An 18,079-nucleotide genomic window follows, 5' to 3' on the forward strand; every position below is an offset into this window, starting at 1 on the left:
CCCGTGTGGACCGTCTGTGGACGGGGTTGCGGCTTCGTGATTCACGGCCCAAGAGAAACATCAGATTCTAAGATTCAAAGATTCTATTTTATTAGAGAGGGCCTGTGAGCGAGCGTCCCACCAAAGCGATTTTGCGCGTGCTGAACGGCGAGCCGGTCTGGCCGCTGCCGATCTGGATCATGCGCCAGGCCGGCCGCTATCTGCCGGAATACCGCGAGACCCGGAAGCAGGCCGGCTCCTTCCTCGATCTCTGCTACAATCCGAGGCTTGCCGAGGAGGTGACGCTTCAGCCGATCCGCCGCTTCGGCTTCGATGCCTCGATCCTGTTCTCCGATATCCTGGTCATTCCCCATGCGCTCGGCCAGAACGTGCGCTTTGTCGAGAACGAGGGTCCCAAGCTCGATCCGGTCACCTCGCAGACGGAGCTGGCCCGGCTGGCCGAGGAGCTGCCCCTGGAGCGGCTCGAACCGGTCTTCGAGACCCTGGACCGCCTGCGCCAGTCCCTTCCCAAGGAGACGACGCTTCTCGGCTTCTGCGGTGCGCCCTGGACCGTGGCGAGCTACATGATCGCCGGGAAGGGCACGCCCGACCAGGCGCCGGCCCGGCTCACCGCCTATCGCGATCCGGTTTTCATGGATGCGCTGATCGACCGCTTGGTGCGGGCCTCCACGGCCTATCTCATCCGCCAGATCGATGCGGGCGCCGAAGCGGTCCAGATCTTCGAGAGCTTCGGGTCGGCCCTGCCGCCCGCCCTTTTCGACCGGCTGTCCCTGAACCCGATCCGCAGGATGGTCGAAGGCCTGAAAAGCGCGCGGCCACAGGCGAAGGTCATCGTGTTCGTGCGCGGCGGCGGTGCGCATCTCCACCGCTTCGCGGCCGCCGGCATCGGCGACGGGCTCGCCCTCGACTGGACGCTCGATCCCGTGAACGTGCTGCCGGGTCTTCCCGCTCATGTGGCGACCCAGGGCAATCTCGATCCGCTGGCGCTGATCGCCGGAGGCGAGGCGCTGACACGGGGTGTCGACCATGTCCTGAACGCGGTCCGCGGACGCCCGCACATCTTCAATCTCGGGCACGGCATCCTGCCGGAGACACCGGTCGAGCACGTCGAGCAGCTCATCGCTCGCGTGCGGGGGGCATGACATGTTGTATCTCTGGATCAAGGCGTTCCACGTGATCGCCATCATCGCGTGGATGGCCGGAATGCTCTACCTGCCGCGGCTTTTCGTCTATCATTGCGAGGTACCGAAGGGCTCGATCCAGTCCGAGACGTTCAAGATCATGGAGCGGCGCCTGCTCAAGGCCATCATCAACCCGGCCATGGGCCTCACCTGGATCCTCGGCCTGATCCTGATCTGGCAGGGCGGCTGGTACACCTCCGGCTGGCTGCACGCGAAGGTGCTGCTGGTGCTGATCCTGTCCGGAGTGCACGGGTTCCTGTCGAAGACCGTGAAGGTTTTCGCGGCCGACGCGAATGTGCGCCCGGCGAAATTCTACCGGATGATCAACGAGGTCCCGACGGTTCTCATGATCGGCATCGTGATCCTGGTGATCGTGAAGCCGTTCTGATTTCGAGATTGCGTCATGTCAGGCTCTGACTCGTCATGGCCGGGTCTGTCCCGGCCATCCCGACGGGAAGAGCGCCGAGCTTTTCGGATCGGGATCACCGGCACAGGGCCGGTGATGACGGGGGTCATGGTCCGCCCAGGGCGGCGCTCACGAGGTTGTTTTCCAAACCCCCTTGAGCCCTGGCGCGAATAAGGCTAAACAGGAGTCCTCTTCCTCAAAGACAGGTGCGCTGCACGGGGCCTCCACGGCTCTCTCAAGTCACTCTCGTGAACTGGGCGGCCCTGTCGAACGTTTCCCTTAATCTCCCCCGCGTACAGCCCCATCTGCCCGCGCCTTTACCCCGAGAGTGTTCCCCGATGAGGGAAATCAAGCTTCAAGACCTGAAATCCAAATCCGCCACCGAACTCATCACCTTCGCCGAAGAGCTCGAGGTCGAGAACGCCAGCACCATGCGCAAGCAGGAGCTCATGTTCGCCATCCTCAAGCAGCTGGCGGCCCGCGAGGTGGAAATCATCGGCGCAGGCGTCGTCGAGGTGCTGCAGGACGGCTTCGGCTTCCTGCGCTCGGCCGATTCGAACTACCTGCCCGGGCCCGACGACATCTATGTCTCGCCCAGCCAGATCCGCAAATTCGGCCTGCGCACCGGCGACACCGTGGACGGCCCGATCCGCGGCCCGAAGGAGGGCGAGCGCTATTTCGCCTTGCTCAAGGTCAACACGATCAATTTCGAGGATCCCGAGAAGATCCGGCACAAGGTCCATTTCGACAACCTGACGCCGCTCTTCCCGCACGAGCGCTTCAATCTCGAGATCGCCGATCCGACGCGCAAGGACTTCTCGCCGCGGATCATCGACATCGTGTCGCCCATCGGCAAGGGCCAGCGCGCGCTCATCGTGGCGCCGCCGCGCACCGGCAAGACCGTGCTGATGCAGAACGTGGCGCAGTCGATCACCACCAACCATCCCGAATGCTACCTCATCGTGCTGCTCATTGACGAGCGCCCGGAGGAGGTGACCGACATGCAGCGCTCGGTGAAGGGCGAGGTCGTGGCCTCCACCTTCGACGAGCCGGCGACCCGCCACGTGCAGGTGGCCGAGATGGTGATCGAGAAGGCCAAGCGCCTCGTGGAGCATGGCCGCGACGTGGTCATTCTGCTCGACTCGATTACGCGCCTGGGCCGCGCCTACAACACGGTGGTGCCTTCCTCCGGCAAGGTGCTCACCGGCGGTGTCGACGCCAACGCCCTGCAGCGCCCGAAGCGCTTCTTCGGTGCGGCGCGCAACATCGAGGAGGGCGGTTCGCTCACCATCATCGCGACCGCGCTCATCGACACCGGCTCGCGCATGGACGAGGTGATCTTCGAAGAGTTCAAGGGCACGGGCAACTCGGAAATCATCCTCGACCGCAAGGTCGCTGACAAGCGCACGTTCCCGGCCATCGACATCACCCGCTCCGGCACCCGTAAGGAAGAGCTGCTGGTGCCGAGCGACACGCTCAAGAAGATGTACGTGCTGCGCCGCATCCTCAACCCGATGGGCACGGTCGACGCCATCGAGTTCCTGCTCGACAAGCTGCGCCAGACCAAGTCGAACAGCGAGTTCTTCGACTCGATGAACACCTGAGGCGGCTGGACCGTCCGGCTCCAATCATTGGCCCCATCCTCCGACCCGGAGGGTGGGGCTTTTGTTTGGGGGCTTCCGGTGCAGACCGGACCCTCCTTCGAGAAAATCGGTTTTTGGAGACGGTCGCTTTGCGGCTCCTGACGATGCAGTCGGGGATTGGCTTCCCTCGTCATCACCGGGCTTGTCCCGGTGATGACGTCGTGCCTGTCATGTCCGGAAGGATGCTCCGACCTCGCCCAACGTCAGAACGCCCCCATGAGCGCGAGCACGATCAGGGTCAGCACGGCGGAGATCAGGAGCGAGCCTGCGCAGCCCAGCCGGTTCGAGAAGAAAAAGAACATCGCCGCTCCTGCGCCCTGTCGAACACGGTCTCTCCTCAAGTCCTCGTCGATGCGTCCGACGCAGGCTGGCTGAAGACGCCGCTCGCCAGCACAACGCCCAGGGTCGCCAGAATTATCCCGACACGAGCGGCGGCATCCGGGATCTCGCCCAGGACCGGGATGGCGATCAGACCCGCGAGCACGATCGACAGGGGCGAGACGGCAGCGGCCCGCGAGGCGCCGAGACGATCGACGGCCATCCCGTACAGAACGATCCCGGCGACGCCCGACAGGAGACCCTGAAGCACGGCCTGCAGGACCACGGGTCCGGCCAGCCCGTCACCGATGGCATCGACCAGAGACGGAGCGCCGAAGGGCAGGAGGATCAGGAAGGACCACAAGCCGATGAGCGCCGCGGCCTGCAGGGCGGACAACCCGCTGCGGCGATAGGCATGGGTGTAGATCCCCCACAGGCAGGCCCCGGTGAGCAACAGAAGATGCCCGCGCCAGGCATCGTTGCCGGCATAGAGCAGGCCATAGCCCCCGATGCAGGCGACGCCGATCAGGATCAGGGCGAAGCCCGCGACCCTGATCCGTCCGAGCCGCTCGCCGAAGACGAGCCAGCCGATCAGGGCCACGAAGAGCGGCATGGTGCCCGGCAGCAGCGGCCCGATCTCGGCCGCCGGGGCAAACTGCATGCCGAAGACGACGATGAGGAAGAACGGGGCACCGGACCCGAGGAGCCCGAGGCCTTTCAGGAATCCGAGCCCCTTCGGAAACAGGCCGGTTCGCCAACTGATCGGGAGCAGCAGGAGGGCGGGCACCCCGAACCGCAGCAGGCCGATTGCGGCCGGCGGCAGATCATGCGTGACCGCATGGCGGGTGCCGACCGCCCAGACGGCCCAGATCGTCACGGTGGCAAAGGCCGCGAGCCAGCCGATCGGGGCAGGGCGGGTTCGGACCCGAGGCGCGGAACGGGCAAGATCGGACATGATGGGTCTCCTTGAGGTCCCGAGCATAAGCTTCCAGGGTCAGGCATGTCCTTGCGAAGTTGTGCTTGATGATTGCGTGTTCTTGGCAGAAAATTGCGTGATATCGAGGTTTCGCGCTGCCATGCTTTATATCAATCTCGACGCCATCGATCTGCGGATCCTGAACGCGCTTCAGTCCGACGGGCGCTTGACCAACCAGGAACTGGCCGACCAGGTCGGCCTCTCGCCCTCGCCCTGCCTGCGGCGGGTCAGACGCCTGGAGCGCGACGGCTTCATCCGCACCTACCGGGCGGTGCTCGAGCGCGAGTCGGTGGGCCTCGGCCTGACCGTCTTCGTCGAGATCAAGGTCGAAAAACATTCCCGCGACAATGCACAGGCGCTCCAGCAGGCGCTCGCCGCCATGCCGGAGGTGGTGGCCTGCCACATGGTATCCGGCACGGCCGATTTCATCGTCGAGATCGTTGTGGCCAATCTCAAGGCCTACGAGAGGCTCCTGACCGAAAAGCTCCTCGTCCTGCCGATGATTGGCGACATCCGTTCCAACTTCGCCCTCACACGGGTGAAATCCGACGCGGCCCTGCCTCTGACGCATCTCAGGCGGGATGCGGAGGGACGCGAGCCGGATTGTTGAGGCTCCTCACAACGCTTCGGTCCAGGCCGGGGTCAGGTTGGGCATTCACCTGTTCGTCATCACCGGCCTTGTGCCGGTGATCCCGATGGATTGAAGCACCACGCCTCTCAGCATCGGGATGGCCGGGTCAAGCCCGGCCATGACGGCAGGAGGAGGGGTGCACCTGGATGATGGACGACGACGGATGAGCCGCAGCCTTCCACTCCTGCCTCCACGTCGTCACCTCCTCTACGGCATCACCGCGCTTGCCCCGGTGATCTCGATAAAGAAGAGCGCGACGCTTCGCAGCATCGGGATGGCCGGCACAAGGCCGGCCATGGCGTCCGAGTTATGTTCAAGGAGGACTGGTGGGCCCTTGCACCGGCATCAGCATCTCCGCGACCTGCGCCTTCAACGCTTCCGCATCCGTCACCGGGAGCGAGCAGCGCATGCCGGCGCAGACAAGGGCCTGGGCCGCGTCCTTGCCCGAAGAGGCGAGGGCGGCGGCTGGATGATGTTCGTCGAGAGTCTCGGTCGCGCGCAGCCGGCGGACGCTGCGGTCGGGGTATGGGACTTTCAGGGCGGACTCGAACAGGGCGTCTGCCTCGTTTCCCGTGACGAGGATGCTCAGGCCCCGCAGGTGCAGGTCGAGTGCGTTGAGGATCGAGGTATGGCCCAGCGGCGCCGAGCGGGCGACGCCCACGAGACGGCTCAGGACGTCGGAGGCCCGCTGGACGTCGCCCTCCGTCTCGGTGATCTGTGCCAGCCGGACCAGGGCTTCGGCGAAGACCCCGTTGGCGTTGGGCACCGCATCGTCATGGGTCGGCTGGGGCCGGACGACCAGGGGGTCCGCGCCCCGGGCGGTCATGGCGAGACAGCCGGTCTCCTCGATCAGGAATTCCGAGAGCAGCCCATCGCGCCAGGTCTGCGCATCTCCTAGATAGGCGGGTTCGGAGGTTGCCTCGTAGAGGGCGAGCGATGCCCGCATCATGGCGGCCTGGTCGAGGGCGAAGCCGGGGAAGATCAATGCGCCGCCGCGCCAGGAATGGCCGAGCCGGCCGTGGCGGCTCATCGATCCGGACACGAAACGATAGGCTCGGGCTGCGAGGCCGATCCAGTCCGGCCGGCCGAGGAGGGGAGAGGCGCGCACGAGGCCGGAGATCATCAGCCCGTTCCAGTCCGCCAGCACTTTGTCGTCGAGGCCGGGCCTGACCCGCGAGGCCCGCCGCTCCAAAAGTTTTTCGCGCATAGCCGCGAGCCGTTCCGCCACGGCGGGCGGAGCCTCGCCGGAGACGAGCCGGTTCGGGATGTTGGTCCCTTCCCAGTTACCCTCCTGGGAGATGTCGTAGACACGGGCGAAGAAGGCGGCATCCTCGTGGCCCAGAACTTCGCGGATCTCGGCAAGGCTCCAGACATAGAAGCGGCCTTCCTCGCCTTCCGAATCCGCATCGAGGCTCGACGCGAAGGCGCCCTCAGGCGTGGTCATCTCCCGATCGAGCCAGGCGACGATACCCTCCGCCACGTCCCGGAAGAGGGCGCGGCCGGTTTCCGCAAAGCCAAGCGCATAGAGTTCCAGGAGCTGCGCGTTGTCGTAGAGCATCTTCTCGAAATGCGGCACGAGCCAGCGCTCGTCGACGGAGTAGCGCGCGAAGCCGCCGCCGAGATGATCGTGGATGCCGCCGAGCGCCATGCGTTCCAGGGTCAGGAGGAAGCGCCTCTTCGCGTCCTCGTCGCCGGCGCGGCGGGCATAGCGGTAGAGATATTCGAGGATCGGCGGGTTGGGGAATTTCGGCGCGCCCTGCAGCCCGCCGTTCTCCCCGTCGATGAGCTCCGAGAGCCGCAGTCCCATGCGGTCGAGATCGTCGGGGCCCAGCGTGCCGCCGTCGCTGCTTTCGGTCCTGGCGAGGTGCTGCTTGATTGCATCCCGGTTCTTGAGGATGCGCTCCGGCTCGGTATGATAGAGGCGGCTGACCTCCCGCAGCACGCCGACGAAGCCCGGCCGCCCGAAGCGCGTCTCCTTCGGAAAATAGGTGCCGCCCCAGAACGGTTCGCCGTCCGGGGTCAGGAACATGGTGAGGGGCCACCCGCCGGGCTCGCCCAGCAGGTGGAGGGCGCTCATATAGACATGGTCCACGTCGGGCCGCTCCTCGCGGTCCACCTTGATGTTGACGTAGAGCTCGTTCATGACCGCGGCCACGTCCGGATCCTCGAAGCTCTCATGGGCCATCACATGGCACCAGTGGCAGGCGGCGTAGCCGATGGAGATCAGGATCGGCCTGTTGAGCCGTCTGGCCTCGGCCAGAGCCTCGGGACCCCATTCCCACCAATGGACAGGGTTGTCCCTGTGCTGCAGAAGGTAGGGGGAACTGGCCTCGTTCAGGCGGTTCATCGTTTCTGCTCCGGCAACGGCTTCCACGTTCGCTCGATTCGGATCAGAACCGATCCTGACCGCGCTTCAAGTTTTAAGACCTCATCAACCTTAAATCCTCTTCTCATCCCGAGGTTCACCTTCATGCGTTCGGACGACACCATCTTCGCCACTGCCTCCGGTCACGGCCGCGCCGCCGTATGCCTGATCCGGATCAGCGGGCCGGGGAGCCGCACCGTGCTCAAGCGGATGACAGGAAGGATGCCCGAGCCCCGGCGCGCAGTCGTGCGGACGCTGAAGGACCCGACGACCGGAGAACCCCTCGATCAGGCTCTGGTTCTGTGGATGCCTGGACCGGGGAGCTTTACCGGTGAGGATCAGGCCGAGCTCCAGATCCATGGCGGGCTGGCGACCCGGACCGCCGTGCTGCGCGCGCTCGGCTCCGTGGAGAACTGCCGCCCGGCGGAAGCCGGCGAGTTCACCCGCCGGGCCTTCCTCAACGGGCGCATGGACCTCGCCCAAGTGGAGGGCTTGGCCGATATCATCGATGCCGAGACGGAGGCGCAGCGGCGGCAGGCCATGCGTCAGCTCGGCGGACGGCTCGGGAACGCCGCCGAGGGCTGGCGCGAGAGCGTGCTGCAGGTTCTGGCTCTGCTCGAGGCGAGCCTCGATTTTTCCGACGAGGGTGACGTGCCGGAGGATCTGGAGGAGGAGATCCTCCAGATGATCGACCGGGTGCGGGACGAGATCGGCCGGGCCATGGCGAACCGCAGCGGCGAGCGCCTGCGCGAGGGACTGACCGTCGTGCTGGCCGGTCCGCCCAATGCGGGCAAGTCGACCCTGCTGAACGCTCTGGCCCGGCGGGACGTGGCCATCGTCTCGCCCATTGCCGGCACGACCCGCGATGTGATCGAGGTCCATTGCGATCTCGGCGGCCTACCGGTGATCATCGTCGACACGGCCGGCCTGCGGGAGAGCGGCGATCTGGTCGAGCAGGAGGGCGTCTCCCGGGCCCGGGCGCGGGTGCAGGATGCGGATCTCGTGCTCTGGCTCGTGCCGCCGGAGGGCGACCGGAGTGCCCCGCCGCCGGCCCGACGTCTCCTGCGCGTCGGGACGAAAGCCGATCTGAACCGGGTCCGGCCCGATTGCGACCTGATGATCGCGGCTTCGACCGGCGAGGGGCTGCCGGCGCTGATTGCCCGTCTGGAGGAGGAGGCCTCGGCGCTGATGGGGCAGGGCGACGCCATCCTTACCCGCGAGCGTCATCGCAGCGCTCTGGAGCGCGCCCATGCAGATCTGGAGCGTGCCCGCGCGATGCTCGCCGGTCATGGACCGCTGGAACTGGCCGCCGAGGAGGTGAGGCTGGCCGCCCGCGCCGTCGGCGAGATCACCGGCCGGGTGGACGTCGAGGATGTGCTCGACCGCCTGTTCTCAAGCTTCTGTATCGGCAAGTGATCGATCGGCGCGGTACCTTCGAACCGAGACGGTCGAATCCAGTTTTCAGCTGTTCACGAATCGGTGGAACAATGCTGAATCGGCGGGGCACAGCCTGTGAATGGAATGTGCAGAACCGGGGTCCGGCCGAAAATGTTTCACGTGAAACATTTTGCCCTTTTGACCTCCGGCGCGCCGGGACGTAGACCCAACCGCATCGCGCAATAAAGTGGTCGTTTTTCGCGCCGGGCGACGCGCCCGGCAGCAAATGCGGCATCGATCCCGAAGTGGCTTCCACTTCCCGGTCCGATGCCCAGGCATGGAGACAGTCATGAGGCAGGTGTTCGACGTGATCGTTGTAGGCGGTGGCCACGCAGGGTCCGAGGCGGCCGCCGCGTCGGCGCGCATGGGCGCACGGACGGCCCTCGTGACGCACAAGCTTGCGACTGTCGGCGCCATGTCGTGCAACCCGGCCATTGGAGGCCTCGGCAAGGGTCATCTGGTGCGGGAGATCGACGCCCTCGATGGCATCATGGCCCGCATTGCCGACCGGGCCGGGATCCAGTTCCGCCTGCTCAACCGCCGCAAGGGACCGGCGGTGCGCGGGCCGCGCACCCAGGCCGACCGCAAGCTCTATGCCCGCGCCATGCAGGCCGAACTGCTTCAGACGCCGAACCTCTCCGTCGTGGAGGGGGAGGTGGACGATCTCGTCGTGCAGGAGGGCTGTGTTTCCGGACTTCTCCTCACGGATGGACAGGTGCTCGCAACCGGGGCTGTGGTGATTACCACCGGCACCTTCCTGTCGGGGCTGATCCATATCGGCGAGAAGAAGATCCCGGCCGGTCGCATGGGCGAGCGTCCCTCGCTCGGCCTGCCGAAGACCTTTGCGCGGCTCGGCTTCACCCTGGGACGCTTGAAGACCGGCACGCCGCCCCGCCTCGATGGGGGAACCATCGACTGGGCCGGCGTCGACAAGCAGGCGGCCGACGACGAGCCGGTGCCGTTCTCCCTGCTCACGACCCGGATCGCGAACCCGCAGATCGAGTGCGGCATCACCCGCACCACGACCAAGGTCCACGAGTTGATCCGAGACAACCTGCACCGCTCGGCCATGTATTCCGGTGAGATCCAGGGCACGGGCCCACGCTATTGTCCGTCCATCGAGGACAAGGTGGTGCGCTTCGGCGACCGGGACGGCCATCAGATCTTCCTGGAGCCCGAGGGCCTCGACGACACCACCGTTTATCCGAACGGCATCTCGACCTCGCTTCCCGAGGACGTGCAGCTCGCTTTCCTGCAGCACATTCCAGGTCTCGAGGCGGTGCGGATGCTCCAGCCCGCCTATGCCATCGAGTACGATTACGTCGACCCGCGCAATCTCACCGCCGCGCTCGAAACCAAAGCGGTGCGGGGTCTCTTCCTGGCCGGCCAGATCAATGGCACGACCGGTTATGAGGAGGCGGCGGCCCAGGGGCTGGTGGCGGGGCTCAACGCGGCCCGCCGGGCATCCGACCAGGACGGCATCGTCTTCGACCGGTCCGAATCTTATATCGGTGTCCTGATCGACGACCTGATCACCCGCGGCGTGAGCGAGCCCTACCGCATGTTCACCTCACGCTCCGAGTATCGCCTGAGCCTGCGCATCGACAATGTGGACGAGCGCCTCACCGGCAAGGGCATGGAGATCGGCTGCGTCGGCTCGCAGCGCGAGAGGCATTTTCACCGGTCTCAAGAGGAGATCCGCGAGACGAGGCAGCGCCTGCAGGCTCTCACCCTGACCCCTCAGGAAGCCTCCCGGCATGGCCTGGAACTGAACCAGGACGGCATCCGCCGCTCCGCCTATCAGCTCCTTTCCTATCCGAGCGTCGGCTGGAGCGATCTGACCAGGGTATGGCCGGACTTGTCCGCCGTGAGCACGCCTGTGCGCGAACGTCTGGAGACGGATGCCACCTATGCGGTCTATCTCGACCGTCAGCAGGCGGATATCGCCGCCTATCGTCGCGACGAGGGGGTCGTGCTGGAGGAGAGCATCGATTTTCAGGAACTCCCCGGCCTGTCGAACGAGATCAAGGCCAAGCTCGATCTGGTCCGTCCCAAGACCCTCGGGCAAGCTGCCCGGATCGAGGGTATCACCCCGGCGGCCCTGACTCTGCTCGCCGCCCACGCCCGCAAGAGTCCGGGCCGAAATGCTCGCGTGACTGAGGCGCGGTCGTGACGAGATCTGCCATGGTCACCGCATCGGATCTGAATGTTTCACGTGAAACATTCGACAAACTGGAACTGCTGGAGCGCGAGCTTCGCCGCTGGCAGGCGATCAAGAACCTGGTCGGGCCGGCGACGCTTGACCAGATCTGGGAGCGCCACATCGTCGATTCCCTGCAGCTTCTGAACCTCGCGCCCGACGCCGGAACCTGGCTCGATCTTGGATCCGGCGCGGGTTTCCCCGGCCTCGTGCTTGCCATTGCGGGAGCCGAGAGGGGGCTCAACGTTCACTTGGTCGAGAGCAATTCGCGCAAATGCGCTTTCCTCCGCCATATCGTCCGGCTGACCGGAGCCCCGGCCAAGGTGCATGAAGCGCGGCTCGAAGCCGTCCTGCCCGGCTTCATCGGCAAGGCCGACGTGGTCTCGGCCCGCGCCCTGGCCTCGCTGGCCATGCTGCTGGATTGGACCGAGCCCTTGTTGAAAGCGGGGACAATGGGCCTGTTTCCCAAGGGACGCGACGCCGAGATTGAATTGACCGAAGCCTGGAAAAAGTGGACATTCGAGGCGGAGATCCTGCCAAGCCAGACCGATCCCGAGGCCAGGATTCTTCGCATAACCTCCATCGAGAGCCATTCATGATGACCGACCGCAACGGACCCGAAGCAGGCGCGCGTGGCGTGACCCCGCGCGTTCTCGTGCTCGCCAACCAGAAGGGGGGCGTCGGCAAGACGACGACGGCGATCAACCTCGGCACCGCCTTGGCGGCCATCGGCGAGAGGGTGCTGATCATCGATCTCGACCCGCAGGGCAACGCCTCAACGGGCCTCGGCATCGACCGCAAGAGCCGCCAGGTCTCCACCTACCATGTGCTTGCCGGCGAAGCGTCGCTGGCCGAGAGCATCACCGAGACCGTCGTGCCCGGATTGTCGGTTGCGCCCTCGACCCTCGACCTGCTCGGCGTCGAACTGGAGATCGCCAGCGAGCGGAATCGGTCGCATCGACTCCGCTCCGCGATTCAGAGCCTTTCAGCCTCTGAGGTAAGCGAACCTTTTACCTATATTTTGATCGATTGCCCGCCATCGCTCAATCTTTTGACCATCAATGCCTTGACCGCTGCTGACGCGGTTCTGGTCCCCCTCCAGTGCGAATTTTTTGCGCTGGAAGGCCTCAGCCAGTTGCTCAAGACGGTCGAGCAGGTCCGTTCGGCGCTCAATCCGAATCTCTCGATCCACGGCGTCGTGCTGACCATGTTCGACCCCCGCAACAACCTGTCGGGGCAGGTTGTTGCCGATGTACGCCAGTTCATGGGAGCCAAGGTTTACGAGACCATGATCCCGCGCAACGTCCGCGTGTCCGAGGCACCGTCACACGGCAAGCCGGTCCTGCTCTATGATCTGAAATGCGCCGGCTCGCAGGCCTATCTCCGTTTGGCATCCGAAGTCATTCAGCGTGAACGCGCCCTGCGCGCGGCTTAAGAACATTTGAGAGAGACAATGGCAGAAGAAGGTAAGTCGCGCTTGGGTCGTGGATTGGCCGCCCTGATCGGCGAGGTCGGGGACGAAATGGGCAACCTCGAGCGCAAGGGCTTTGTCCCCCGCCACGTGCCGGTGGAGTTCCTGCGCCCGAACCCGCGCAACCCGCGCAAGCTGTTCGACGATGCGGATCTGCAGGAGCTGACCCAGTCGATCAAGGATCGCGGCATCATCCAGCCCATCGTGGTTCGCGCCGTCATGCCCGGATCGGAGAATTATGAGATCGTTGCCGGCGAGCGGCGCTGGCGCGCGGCACAGAAGGCGGGCCTGCACAAGGTGCCGGTGGTCGTCGTCTCCATCGACGACAAGACCTCGCTCGAATACGCGATCCTCGAAAACGTGCAGCGGGCCGACCTCAACCCGATCGAGGAATCGGAGGGCTATTCCCGCCTGATGGTCGAGTTCTCCTATACCCAGGAGAACCTCTCGAAGATCATCGGCAAGAGCCGCAGCCATATCGCCAACATGCTGCGCCTCGCCGATCTGCCCGCTGGGGTGCGCAAGCTCCTGATGGAGCGCAAGCTCACGGCCGGCCATGGCCGCGCCCTGCTGTCCGTGAAGGATCCGGTTCAGGTCGCCAAGCGCGTCATCGACGAAGGCCTGAGCGTGCGCCAGGTCGAAGAGATCGCGCAGAACGACAACGCCGATCCCGCCACGACGGAAGCCAAGGCGGCGAAGCCCGCCAAGGCCGAGAAGGACCCCGACACCCGCGCTCTCGAAAAGGCCCTGCAGGACGTGCTCGGCCTCACCGTCAGCATCGACCACAAGGGCAAGGGCGGCGAGTTGCGGATCAAGTACAGGACCCTGGAGCAGCTCGACGGCCTGTGCCGGCGGCTGAATCCCTGAGCGTTGCTCTTCACGCCACTCTGGCTCTGTCGTCATCACCGGCCTCGTGCCGGTGATCCCGCTTGATGGATCGCCGAACTTTTCAGATCGAGATGGCCGGGACCGATCCCCGGATCGAGTCCGGGGACGGCCATGACACGATAGCATTTGCTTTACTGGGACCGGGCCTACCGCCGCGCCGCGCGCGCGATGTCGAGCAGGGTCTTCGCCGCGACGGTATCGGCGAGATCGGCGAGACGGCGGGTCTGCAGCAGGCTGGTCTGAAGCAGCGCGATGGCATCCTTGAGGCTGCCGCTCGTCCAGCGCTGGAGATGGCGTTCGACCAGGGGCTTGCGCCGGAAGTGCAGGCTGCGCATGGTTTCCATCACGGCGGGAATGGCCCGGCCTTCCTCAACGGAAAGACGGGCCGTCAGCAGCATCAGGGCATGGCGGAGCGCGGCGCCGAGCAGCACGGACGCGTTCACGCCTTCCGCGGCCAGGCGCCGGGAGCCTGTCTCCAGGCCCGTGCCCTCGCCGGCAAAGGCGGCATCGACCACCGCGTCCATGGCGAGGCTCGAGACGTCGCTCATGATCGCGTCCACGTCGGCCAGCGTGATCTCGTTCTGGCCATGGGCATAGAGCATGAGCTTGGCGAGTTCGCCGCGGGTGGCGAGCCGGTCGCCGCCGAGGCTCGCGATGAGGGCCGTTCTGGCCTCGCGCTGGATCGAAAATCCGTTGGCTTTCAAAGCGTCGTCCACGACCGTGCCGAGATCGCGGCCCGTATCCGCATAGCAGGGCAGGGCGAGCGCCTTCTGCGAACGCTCGCACAAGGTCCGCAGCGGCGAGGACTTCTGAAGATCGCCCCCTTCGATGACGATCACCGTGTCCTGCAGCTCGCCCTTCAGAACCGCATCGACGGCCGGGGCAATGTTGCGCGAGGTCGATTTCACCCAGATCGCGCGCTTGGCGCCGAACAGGCCCATGGTCCCGGCCTCGTCGGCGAGGCGGCCCGGGTCCGCGGCGATGTCGTCGCCGTCGATGCGGATGAGCTGAAACGGGTCGGAGGGATCGTCCACCGAGCGCTCCGCGACCGCGCGGGCACGCTCGTTGATCAGGCCCATGTCGGGCCCGTAGAACAGGAAGACGCCGATGCGCGGATCGGGGCGCCGCAGCGCTCCGTCCACGTCACCTGCTTTGACGGCGACCATCGCGTCAGCTTTGGGTTGCGAGCGTCGCCGACAAGCGGGTCCTCACCTGCTGTGCCAGATCCTTGGCGAGCCTGATTTCCGCGTCGCGGCCCGCCCGTATATTGGCGAAGCGCTGCGGGAACCGGTCGAAGCTCGTGGCCGACGTCGCCGTCCCCTGCGTGACCACGGTCTTCCCGTCCAGGCTCGTCAGCGTATAGGTCAGGGTGCCGCCGACGATGACGGAGCTGGCCGTGCCGGTCTCGATATCCACGACAGGGCTGGACTGGCTTTCGCTCAGAGTCATCCTCAGCGAATAGCGCTTCGGCGTGTCCGATCCCGACCCGTTGAGGGCATAGATCAACTCACTGCGCAGGTAATGCCCCGTATTCGCGAGTGCCGGCGGCCATTGCAGCTCGGGCACGTCGATGGAGGCCAGGACCGTCTGGAGCGACTGGCCCGAGGCGGTCGGGCCATGGAGCGGACGAAAGCAGGCGGACAGGCCGAGAGACAGGCCTGCCACGACAACGACGTGCGCGAGGCTCTTGAGTTCAAACGACGACATTCACGATCCTTTGGGGAACCACGATGATCTTGCGGGCGGGCTTGCCTTCCATAGCCTTTTGCACGGCGTCGAGCGAGAGCACAGCCGCCTCGATGGTAGCCTGATCAGCATCGCGGGCAACCGTCACGTCGGCCCGCTTCTTGCCGTTGACCTGCACCGGCAGGGTGACCGTGTCCTCCACCAGGAGCGACCGGTCGACCGTCGGCCAATTACTGGCGGCCACCAATTCAGACTCGCCTAGCGCCACCCAGCATTCTTCGGCCAGGTGAGGCATCATGGGAGCAATCATCTGGATGAGTATTTTTAAGCTATCGCGCAGTACTTTAACGTAAAGACCCTGCCCACGCGCGCCTCTGGCCGACACTTCAAGCGTCGTCGTCAAAGTGTATATGCTGGCAACCGCGCTATTGAAGCGCAGTTCTTCGATCTGTTTCTCAACCCGGTCCAGATAGCGAGCCGCGTCCCGACGGACACGCTGCACTTCCGACAAAGAGTTCATCTTTTCTAGTCTTTCCTCCAAAGCAGCCCAATCTGCCTCGGAGCGACCCTCATACTCTTCGTAAGCGCTGGCGATTTCGTTCACCAGGCGCCAGACGCGCTGCACGAAACGGCCGGCGCCCTGCACGCCCTCCTCAGTCCAGATCACGTCGCGCTCGGGGGGAGAGTCGGACAGCATGAACCAGCGCGCGGTATCGGCGCCATAGGACGCGATGATCTCGTCCGGATCGACCGTGTTCTTCTTCGACTTCGACATCTTCTCGATGGAGCCGATCTCGATCGGCTCAGCCGTCTCCACATGGAAGGCCTTGCGCGTCGAGCCTTGCGTCTCGAAGCGCACATCGGAGGGCAGCACCCAGCCGCCGGCATCCTTGTAGGTCTCGTGCACCACCATGCCCTGCGTGAACAGGCCCGCGAAGGGCTCGTCGATGCCGGCATGTCCCGTCTTCTTCATCGCGCGGGTGAAGAAGCGCGAGTAGAGCAGGTGCAGGATCGCATGCTCGATGCCGCCGATATACTGGTCGACCGGTAGCCAATGGTCCACGGTCGCGCGATCCGTCGGCTTGTCCGTCAGGGTTGGGTCCGTGAAGCGCGCGAAGTACCAGGACGAATCCACGAAGGTGTCCATGGTGTCCGTCTCGCGCCGGGCCTTGCCTCCGCATTGCGGGCAATCCACGTGCTTCCAGGTCGGGTGACGATCGAGCGGGTTGCCCGGCACGTCGAAGGACACGTCCTCCGGCAGCACCACGGGCAGCTGGTCCTTGGGCACCGGCACCACGCCGCAGGCATCGCAATGGATGATCGGGATCGGGCAGCCCCAGTAGCGCTGGCGCGAGATGCCCCAGTCGCGCAGGCGGAAATTGACCTTGCGCTCGGCCACCGGACGGTTGCCGCGGGTCTGCGATTCCAACCGGCGGGCGACCTCTTCCTTCGCTTCCGCAATGGTCATGCCGTCGAGGAAGCGGGAATTGATCATCCGGCCCTCGCCGTCATAGGCCTCGTCGGTGATGACGAAGGCCGACGGATCCACGTCCGGCGGGCAGACCACCGGCGTGTTGCCGAGGCCGTACTTGTTGACGAAATCCAGGTCGCGCTGGTCGTGCGCCGGGCAGCCGAAGATGGCGCCGGTGCCGTATTCCATCAGGATGAAGTTCGCCACGTAGACCGGCAGCGTCCAATTCGGGTCGAAGGGATGCTCGGCCCGGACGCCCGTGTCGAAGCCGAGCTTCTCGGCCTTGTCGATGGCCTCCTGGGCCGTGCCCATGCGCTTGGCTTCCTCGATGAAGGCGGCCAGTTCCGGGTTCTTCTCGGCGGCGGCCTTCGCCAGCGGATGATCGGGCGCAACCGCCATGAACTTCGCGCCGAACAGGGTGTCGGGGCGCGTGGTATAGATCTGCAGCTCGGTCTCGCCGTTGGGCACCGTCTCCGGCTTCAGGGCAAAGCGCACCAGCAGGCCCTCGGAGCGGCCGATCCAGTTGCGCTGCATCAGGCGCACCTTCTCGGGCCAGCGGTCCAGGGTGTCGAGGCGGTCGTTCAGGTCCTCGGCGAAATCGGTGATCTTCAGGAACCACTGGGTCAGCTCGCGCTGCTCGACCAGGGCGCCCGAGCGCCAGCCGCGGCCGTCGATCACCTGCTCGTTGGCGAGCACCGTGTGATCGACCGGATCCCAGTTCACCTTGGCGGTCTTGCGGTCGACGAGGCCTGCTTCCAGAAAGTCCAGGAACATGCGCTGCTGATGCTTGTAATAGCTTGGATCGCAGGTCGCGATCTCACGGCTCCAGTCGATGGCCAGGCCCATCGATTGCAGCTGGGAGCGCATGGTCGCGATGTTGGCATAGGTCCATTCCTTGGGATGGACCTTGTTCTGCATGGCGGCGTTCTCCGCCGGCATGCCGAAGGCATCCCAGCCCATGGGGTGGAGCACGTTGAAGCCGCGGGCGCGCTTGTAGCGCGCCACCACGTCGCCCATGGTGTAGTTGCGCACGTGGCCCATATGGATGCGCCCCGACGGATAGGGGAACATCTCGAGCACATAGTATTTCGGACGCGGGTCGTCGTTGTTCGTCTTGAACAGGTCGCGGTCGTTCCAGACCTTCCGCCATTTCAGCTCGGCTTCCTTGGCGTTGTAGCGCTCGGGCCTCATTTTTCTCAACACATCCGTCATTTAGCGATTCAAGCGGCTTGCGCCGCAGCGTTGGCGCGGACTAGGACACAGCTCTCCCGCGCGGTCAACGGTTTCGCGCGAGGGAAACGGTCAAGATTCGGTGCTCTGTGTCATCCCGGCGGCTCCGAGGGCCGGGAAGGGGATCCAGCGCGGTGTGCCTGACCATGGACCCCCTTCTCGCATGATGGCGTTCG

The 18,079-nt window shown here is 65.2% G+C and carries 14 protein-coding genes; 9 read left to right on the forward strand and 5 right to left on the reverse strand.

The annotated features are described in order from the left end of the window. The first annotated feature begins 104 nt into the window (after nt 1–104). The 3 genes from hemE to rho all read left to right on the forward strand — a co-directional run bounded on the left by hemE (nt 105) and on the right by rho (nt 3,191). On the forward strand, nt 105–1,142 hold the full coding sequence (gene hemE, locus KHP60_RS13440) for a uroporphyrinogen decarboxylase (RefSeq protein ID WP_311925032.1): 1,038 nt from the start codon (nt 105–107) through the stop codon (nt 1,140–1,142). 1 nt (nt 1,143) lies between these two features. Further along, the gene (gene hemJ, locus KHP60_RS13445; RefSeq protein ID WP_213564809.1) at nt 1,144–1,569 is read left to right on the forward strand and encodes a protoporphyrinogen oxidase HemJ; all 426 of its coding nucleotides are present in this window, start codon (nt 1,144–1,146) and stop codon (nt 1,567–1,569) included. 356 nt (nt 1,570–1,925) lie between these two features. Further along, on the forward strand, nt 1,926–3,191 hold the full coding sequence (gene rho / locus KHP60_RS13450) for a transcription termination factor Rho (protein WP_213564810.1): 1,266 nt from the start codon (nt 1,926–1,928) through the stop codon (nt 3,189–3,191). Nucleotides 3,192–3,567: 376 nt separating this feature from the next. Here the strand turns inward: rho and KHP60_RS13455 are convergent, their stop codons facing one another. Further along, nucleotides 3,568–4,503 carry a DMT family transporter gene (locus tag KHP60_RS13455; protein WP_213564811.1) on the reverse strand — a complete coding sequence of 312 codons (936 nt, stop codon included), beginning with the start codon at nt 4,501–4,503 and terminating at the stop codon, nt 3,568–3,570. A 121-nt stretch (nt 4,504–4,624) separates the two neighbouring features. On the opposite strand from KHP60_RS13455, the gene KHP60_RS13460 reads away from it, so the two are divergent. Continuing rightward, nucleotides 4,625–5,134: an Lrp/AsnC family transcriptional regulator gene (locus KHP60_RS13460; RefSeq protein WP_213564812.1), complete on the forward strand. Its 510-nt coding sequence runs from the start codon at nt 4,625–4,627 to the stop codon at nt 5,132–5,134. A gap of 334 nt (nt 5,135–5,468) precedes the next feature. On the opposite strand, the gene KHP60_RS13465 is transcribed toward KHP60_RS13460, so the two are convergent. Further along, complete coding sequence (locus KHP60_RS13465) at nt 5,469–7,502, reverse strand: thioredoxin domain-containing protein (RefSeq protein ID WP_213564813.1); 2,034 nt, start codon at nt 7,500–7,502, stop codon at nt 5,469–5,471. A 123-nt stretch (nt 7,503–7,625) separates the two neighbouring features. On the opposite strand from KHP60_RS13465, the gene mnmE reads away from it, so the two are divergent. The 5 genes from mnmE (at nt 7,626) to KHP60_RS13490 (ending at nt 13,495) form a co-directional block, all read left to right on the forward strand. Beyond that, the gene (gene mnmE / locus KHP60_RS13470; protein WP_213564814.1) at nt 7,626–8,936 is read left to right on the forward strand and encodes a tRNA uridine-5-carboxymethylaminomethyl(34) synthesis GTPase MnmE; all 1,311 of its coding nucleotides are present in this window, start codon (nt 7,626–7,628) and stop codon (nt 8,934–8,936) included. A 310-nt stretch (nt 8,937–9,246) separates the two neighbouring features. Then, nucleotides 9,247–11,130, forward strand: a complete 1,884-nt coding sequence (mnmG, locus tag KHP60_RS13475; protein WP_249688754.1) for a tRNA uridine-5-carboxymethylaminomethyl(34) synthesis enzyme MnmG — start codon at nt 9,247–9,249, stop codon at nt 11,128–11,130. Between the two features lie 11 nt (nt 11,131–11,141). Further along, nucleotides 11,142–11,756: a 16S rRNA (guanine(527)-N(7))-methyltransferase RsmG gene (rsmG, locus tag KHP60_RS13480; protein ID WP_213564817.1), complete on the forward strand. Its 615-nt coding sequence runs from the start codon at nt 11,142–11,144 to the stop codon at nt 11,754–11,756. After that, nucleotides 11,753–12,592: a ParA family protein gene (locus KHP60_RS13485; protein ID WP_213564819.1), complete on the forward strand. Its 840-nt coding sequence runs from the start codon at nt 11,753–11,755 to the stop codon at nt 12,590–12,592. The genes rsmG and KHP60_RS13485 overlap by 4 nt, the downstream gene beginning before the upstream one ends. Nucleotides 12,593–12,610: 18 nt before the next feature. Then, nucleotides 12,611–13,495, forward strand: coding sequence for a ParB/RepB/Spo0J family partition protein (locus KHP60_RS13490; RefSeq protein WP_213564821.1), 885 nt, complete (start codon nt 12,611–12,613; stop codon nt 13,493–13,495). 167 nt (nt 13,496–13,662) lie between these two features. Here the strand turns inward: KHP60_RS13490 and holA are convergent, their stop codons facing one another. The 3 genes from holA to leuS are packed head-to-tail and all read right to left on the reverse strand — an operon-like array spanning nt 13,663 to nt 17,885. Then, nucleotides 13,663–14,682: a DNA polymerase III subunit delta gene (holA, locus tag KHP60_RS13495; RefSeq protein WP_213564823.1), complete on the reverse strand. Its 1,020-nt coding sequence runs from the start codon at nt 14,680–14,682 to the stop codon at nt 13,663–13,665. Between the two features lie 4 nt (nt 14,683–14,686). Continuing rightward, nucleotides 14,687–15,223, reverse strand: coding sequence for an LPS assembly lipoprotein LptE (gene lptE / locus KHP60_RS13500; RefSeq protein WP_213564825.1), 537 nt, complete (start codon nt 15,221–15,223; stop codon nt 14,687–14,689). Next, nucleotides 15,210–17,885, reverse strand: coding sequence for a leucine--tRNA ligase (gene leuS, locus KHP60_RS13505; RefSeq protein WP_409366286.1), 2,676 nt, complete (start codon nt 17,883–17,885; stop codon nt 15,210–15,212). The genes lptE and leuS overlap by 14 nt, the downstream gene beginning before the upstream one ends. Between the last annotated feature and the right edge of the window lie 194 nt (nt 17,886–18,079).

The sequence above is a fragment of the Microvirga sp. 3-52 genome (assembly GCF_018383585.1).
GTDB lineage: Bacteria > Pseudomonadota > Alphaproteobacteria > Rhizobiales > Beijerinckiaceae > Microvirga.

What these genes read in the sequence shown, in the direction of transcription:
- KHP60_RS13460 (WP_213564812.1), top strand. Translation starts at nt 4,625, where the DNA reads ATGCTTTATATCAATCTCGACGCCATCGATCTGCGGATCCTGAACGCG.
- KHP60_RS13465 (WP_213564813.1), bottom strand. Translation starts at nt 7,502, where the DNA reads ATGAACCGCCTGAACGAGGCCAGTTCCCCCTACCTTCTGCAGCACAGG.
- rsmG (WP_213564817.1), top strand. Translation starts at nt 11,142, where the DNA reads ATGGTCACCGCATCGGATCTGAATGTTTCACGTGAAACATTCGACAAA.
- rho (WP_213564810.1), top strand. Translation starts at nt 1,926, where the DNA reads ATGAGGGAAATCAAGCTTCAAGACCTGAAATCCAAATCCGCCACCGAA.
- mnmE (WP_213564814.1), top strand. Translation starts at nt 7,626, where the DNA reads ATGCGTTCGGACGACACCATCTTCGCCACTGCCTCCGGTCACGGCCGC.
- lptE (WP_213564825.1), bottom strand. Translation starts at nt 15,223, where the DNA reads ATGTCGTCGTTTGAACTCAAGAGCCTCGCGCACGTCGTTGTCGTGGCA.
- holA (WP_213564823.1), bottom strand. Translation starts at nt 14,682, where the DNA reads ATGGTCGCCGTCAAAGCAGGTGACGTGGACGGAGCGCTGCGGCGCCCC.
- hemJ (WP_213564809.1), top strand. Translation starts at nt 1,144, where the DNA reads ATGTTGTATCTCTGGATCAAGGCGTTCCACGTGATCGCCATCATCGCG.
- KHP60_RS13455 (WP_213564811.1), bottom strand. Translation starts at nt 4,503, where the DNA reads ATGTCCGATCTTGCCCGTTCCGCGCCTCGGGTCCGAACCCGCCCTGCC.
- KHP60_RS13485 (WP_213564819.1), top strand. Translation starts at nt 11,753, where the DNA reads ATGATGACCGACCGCAACGGACCCGAAGCAGGCGCGCGTGGCGTGACC.
- KHP60_RS13490 (WP_213564821.1), top strand. Translation starts at nt 12,611, where the DNA reads ATGGCAGAAGAAGGTAAGTCGCGCTTGGGTCGTGGATTGGCCGCCCTG.
- leuS (WP_409366286.1), bottom strand. Translation starts at nt 17,885, where the DNA reads ATGACGGATGTGTTGAGAAAAATGAGGCCCGAGCGCTACAACGCCAAG.
- mnmG (WP_249688754.1), top strand. Translation starts at nt 9,247, where the DNA reads ATGAGGCAGGTGTTCGACGTGATCGTTGTAGGCGGTGGCCACGCAGGG.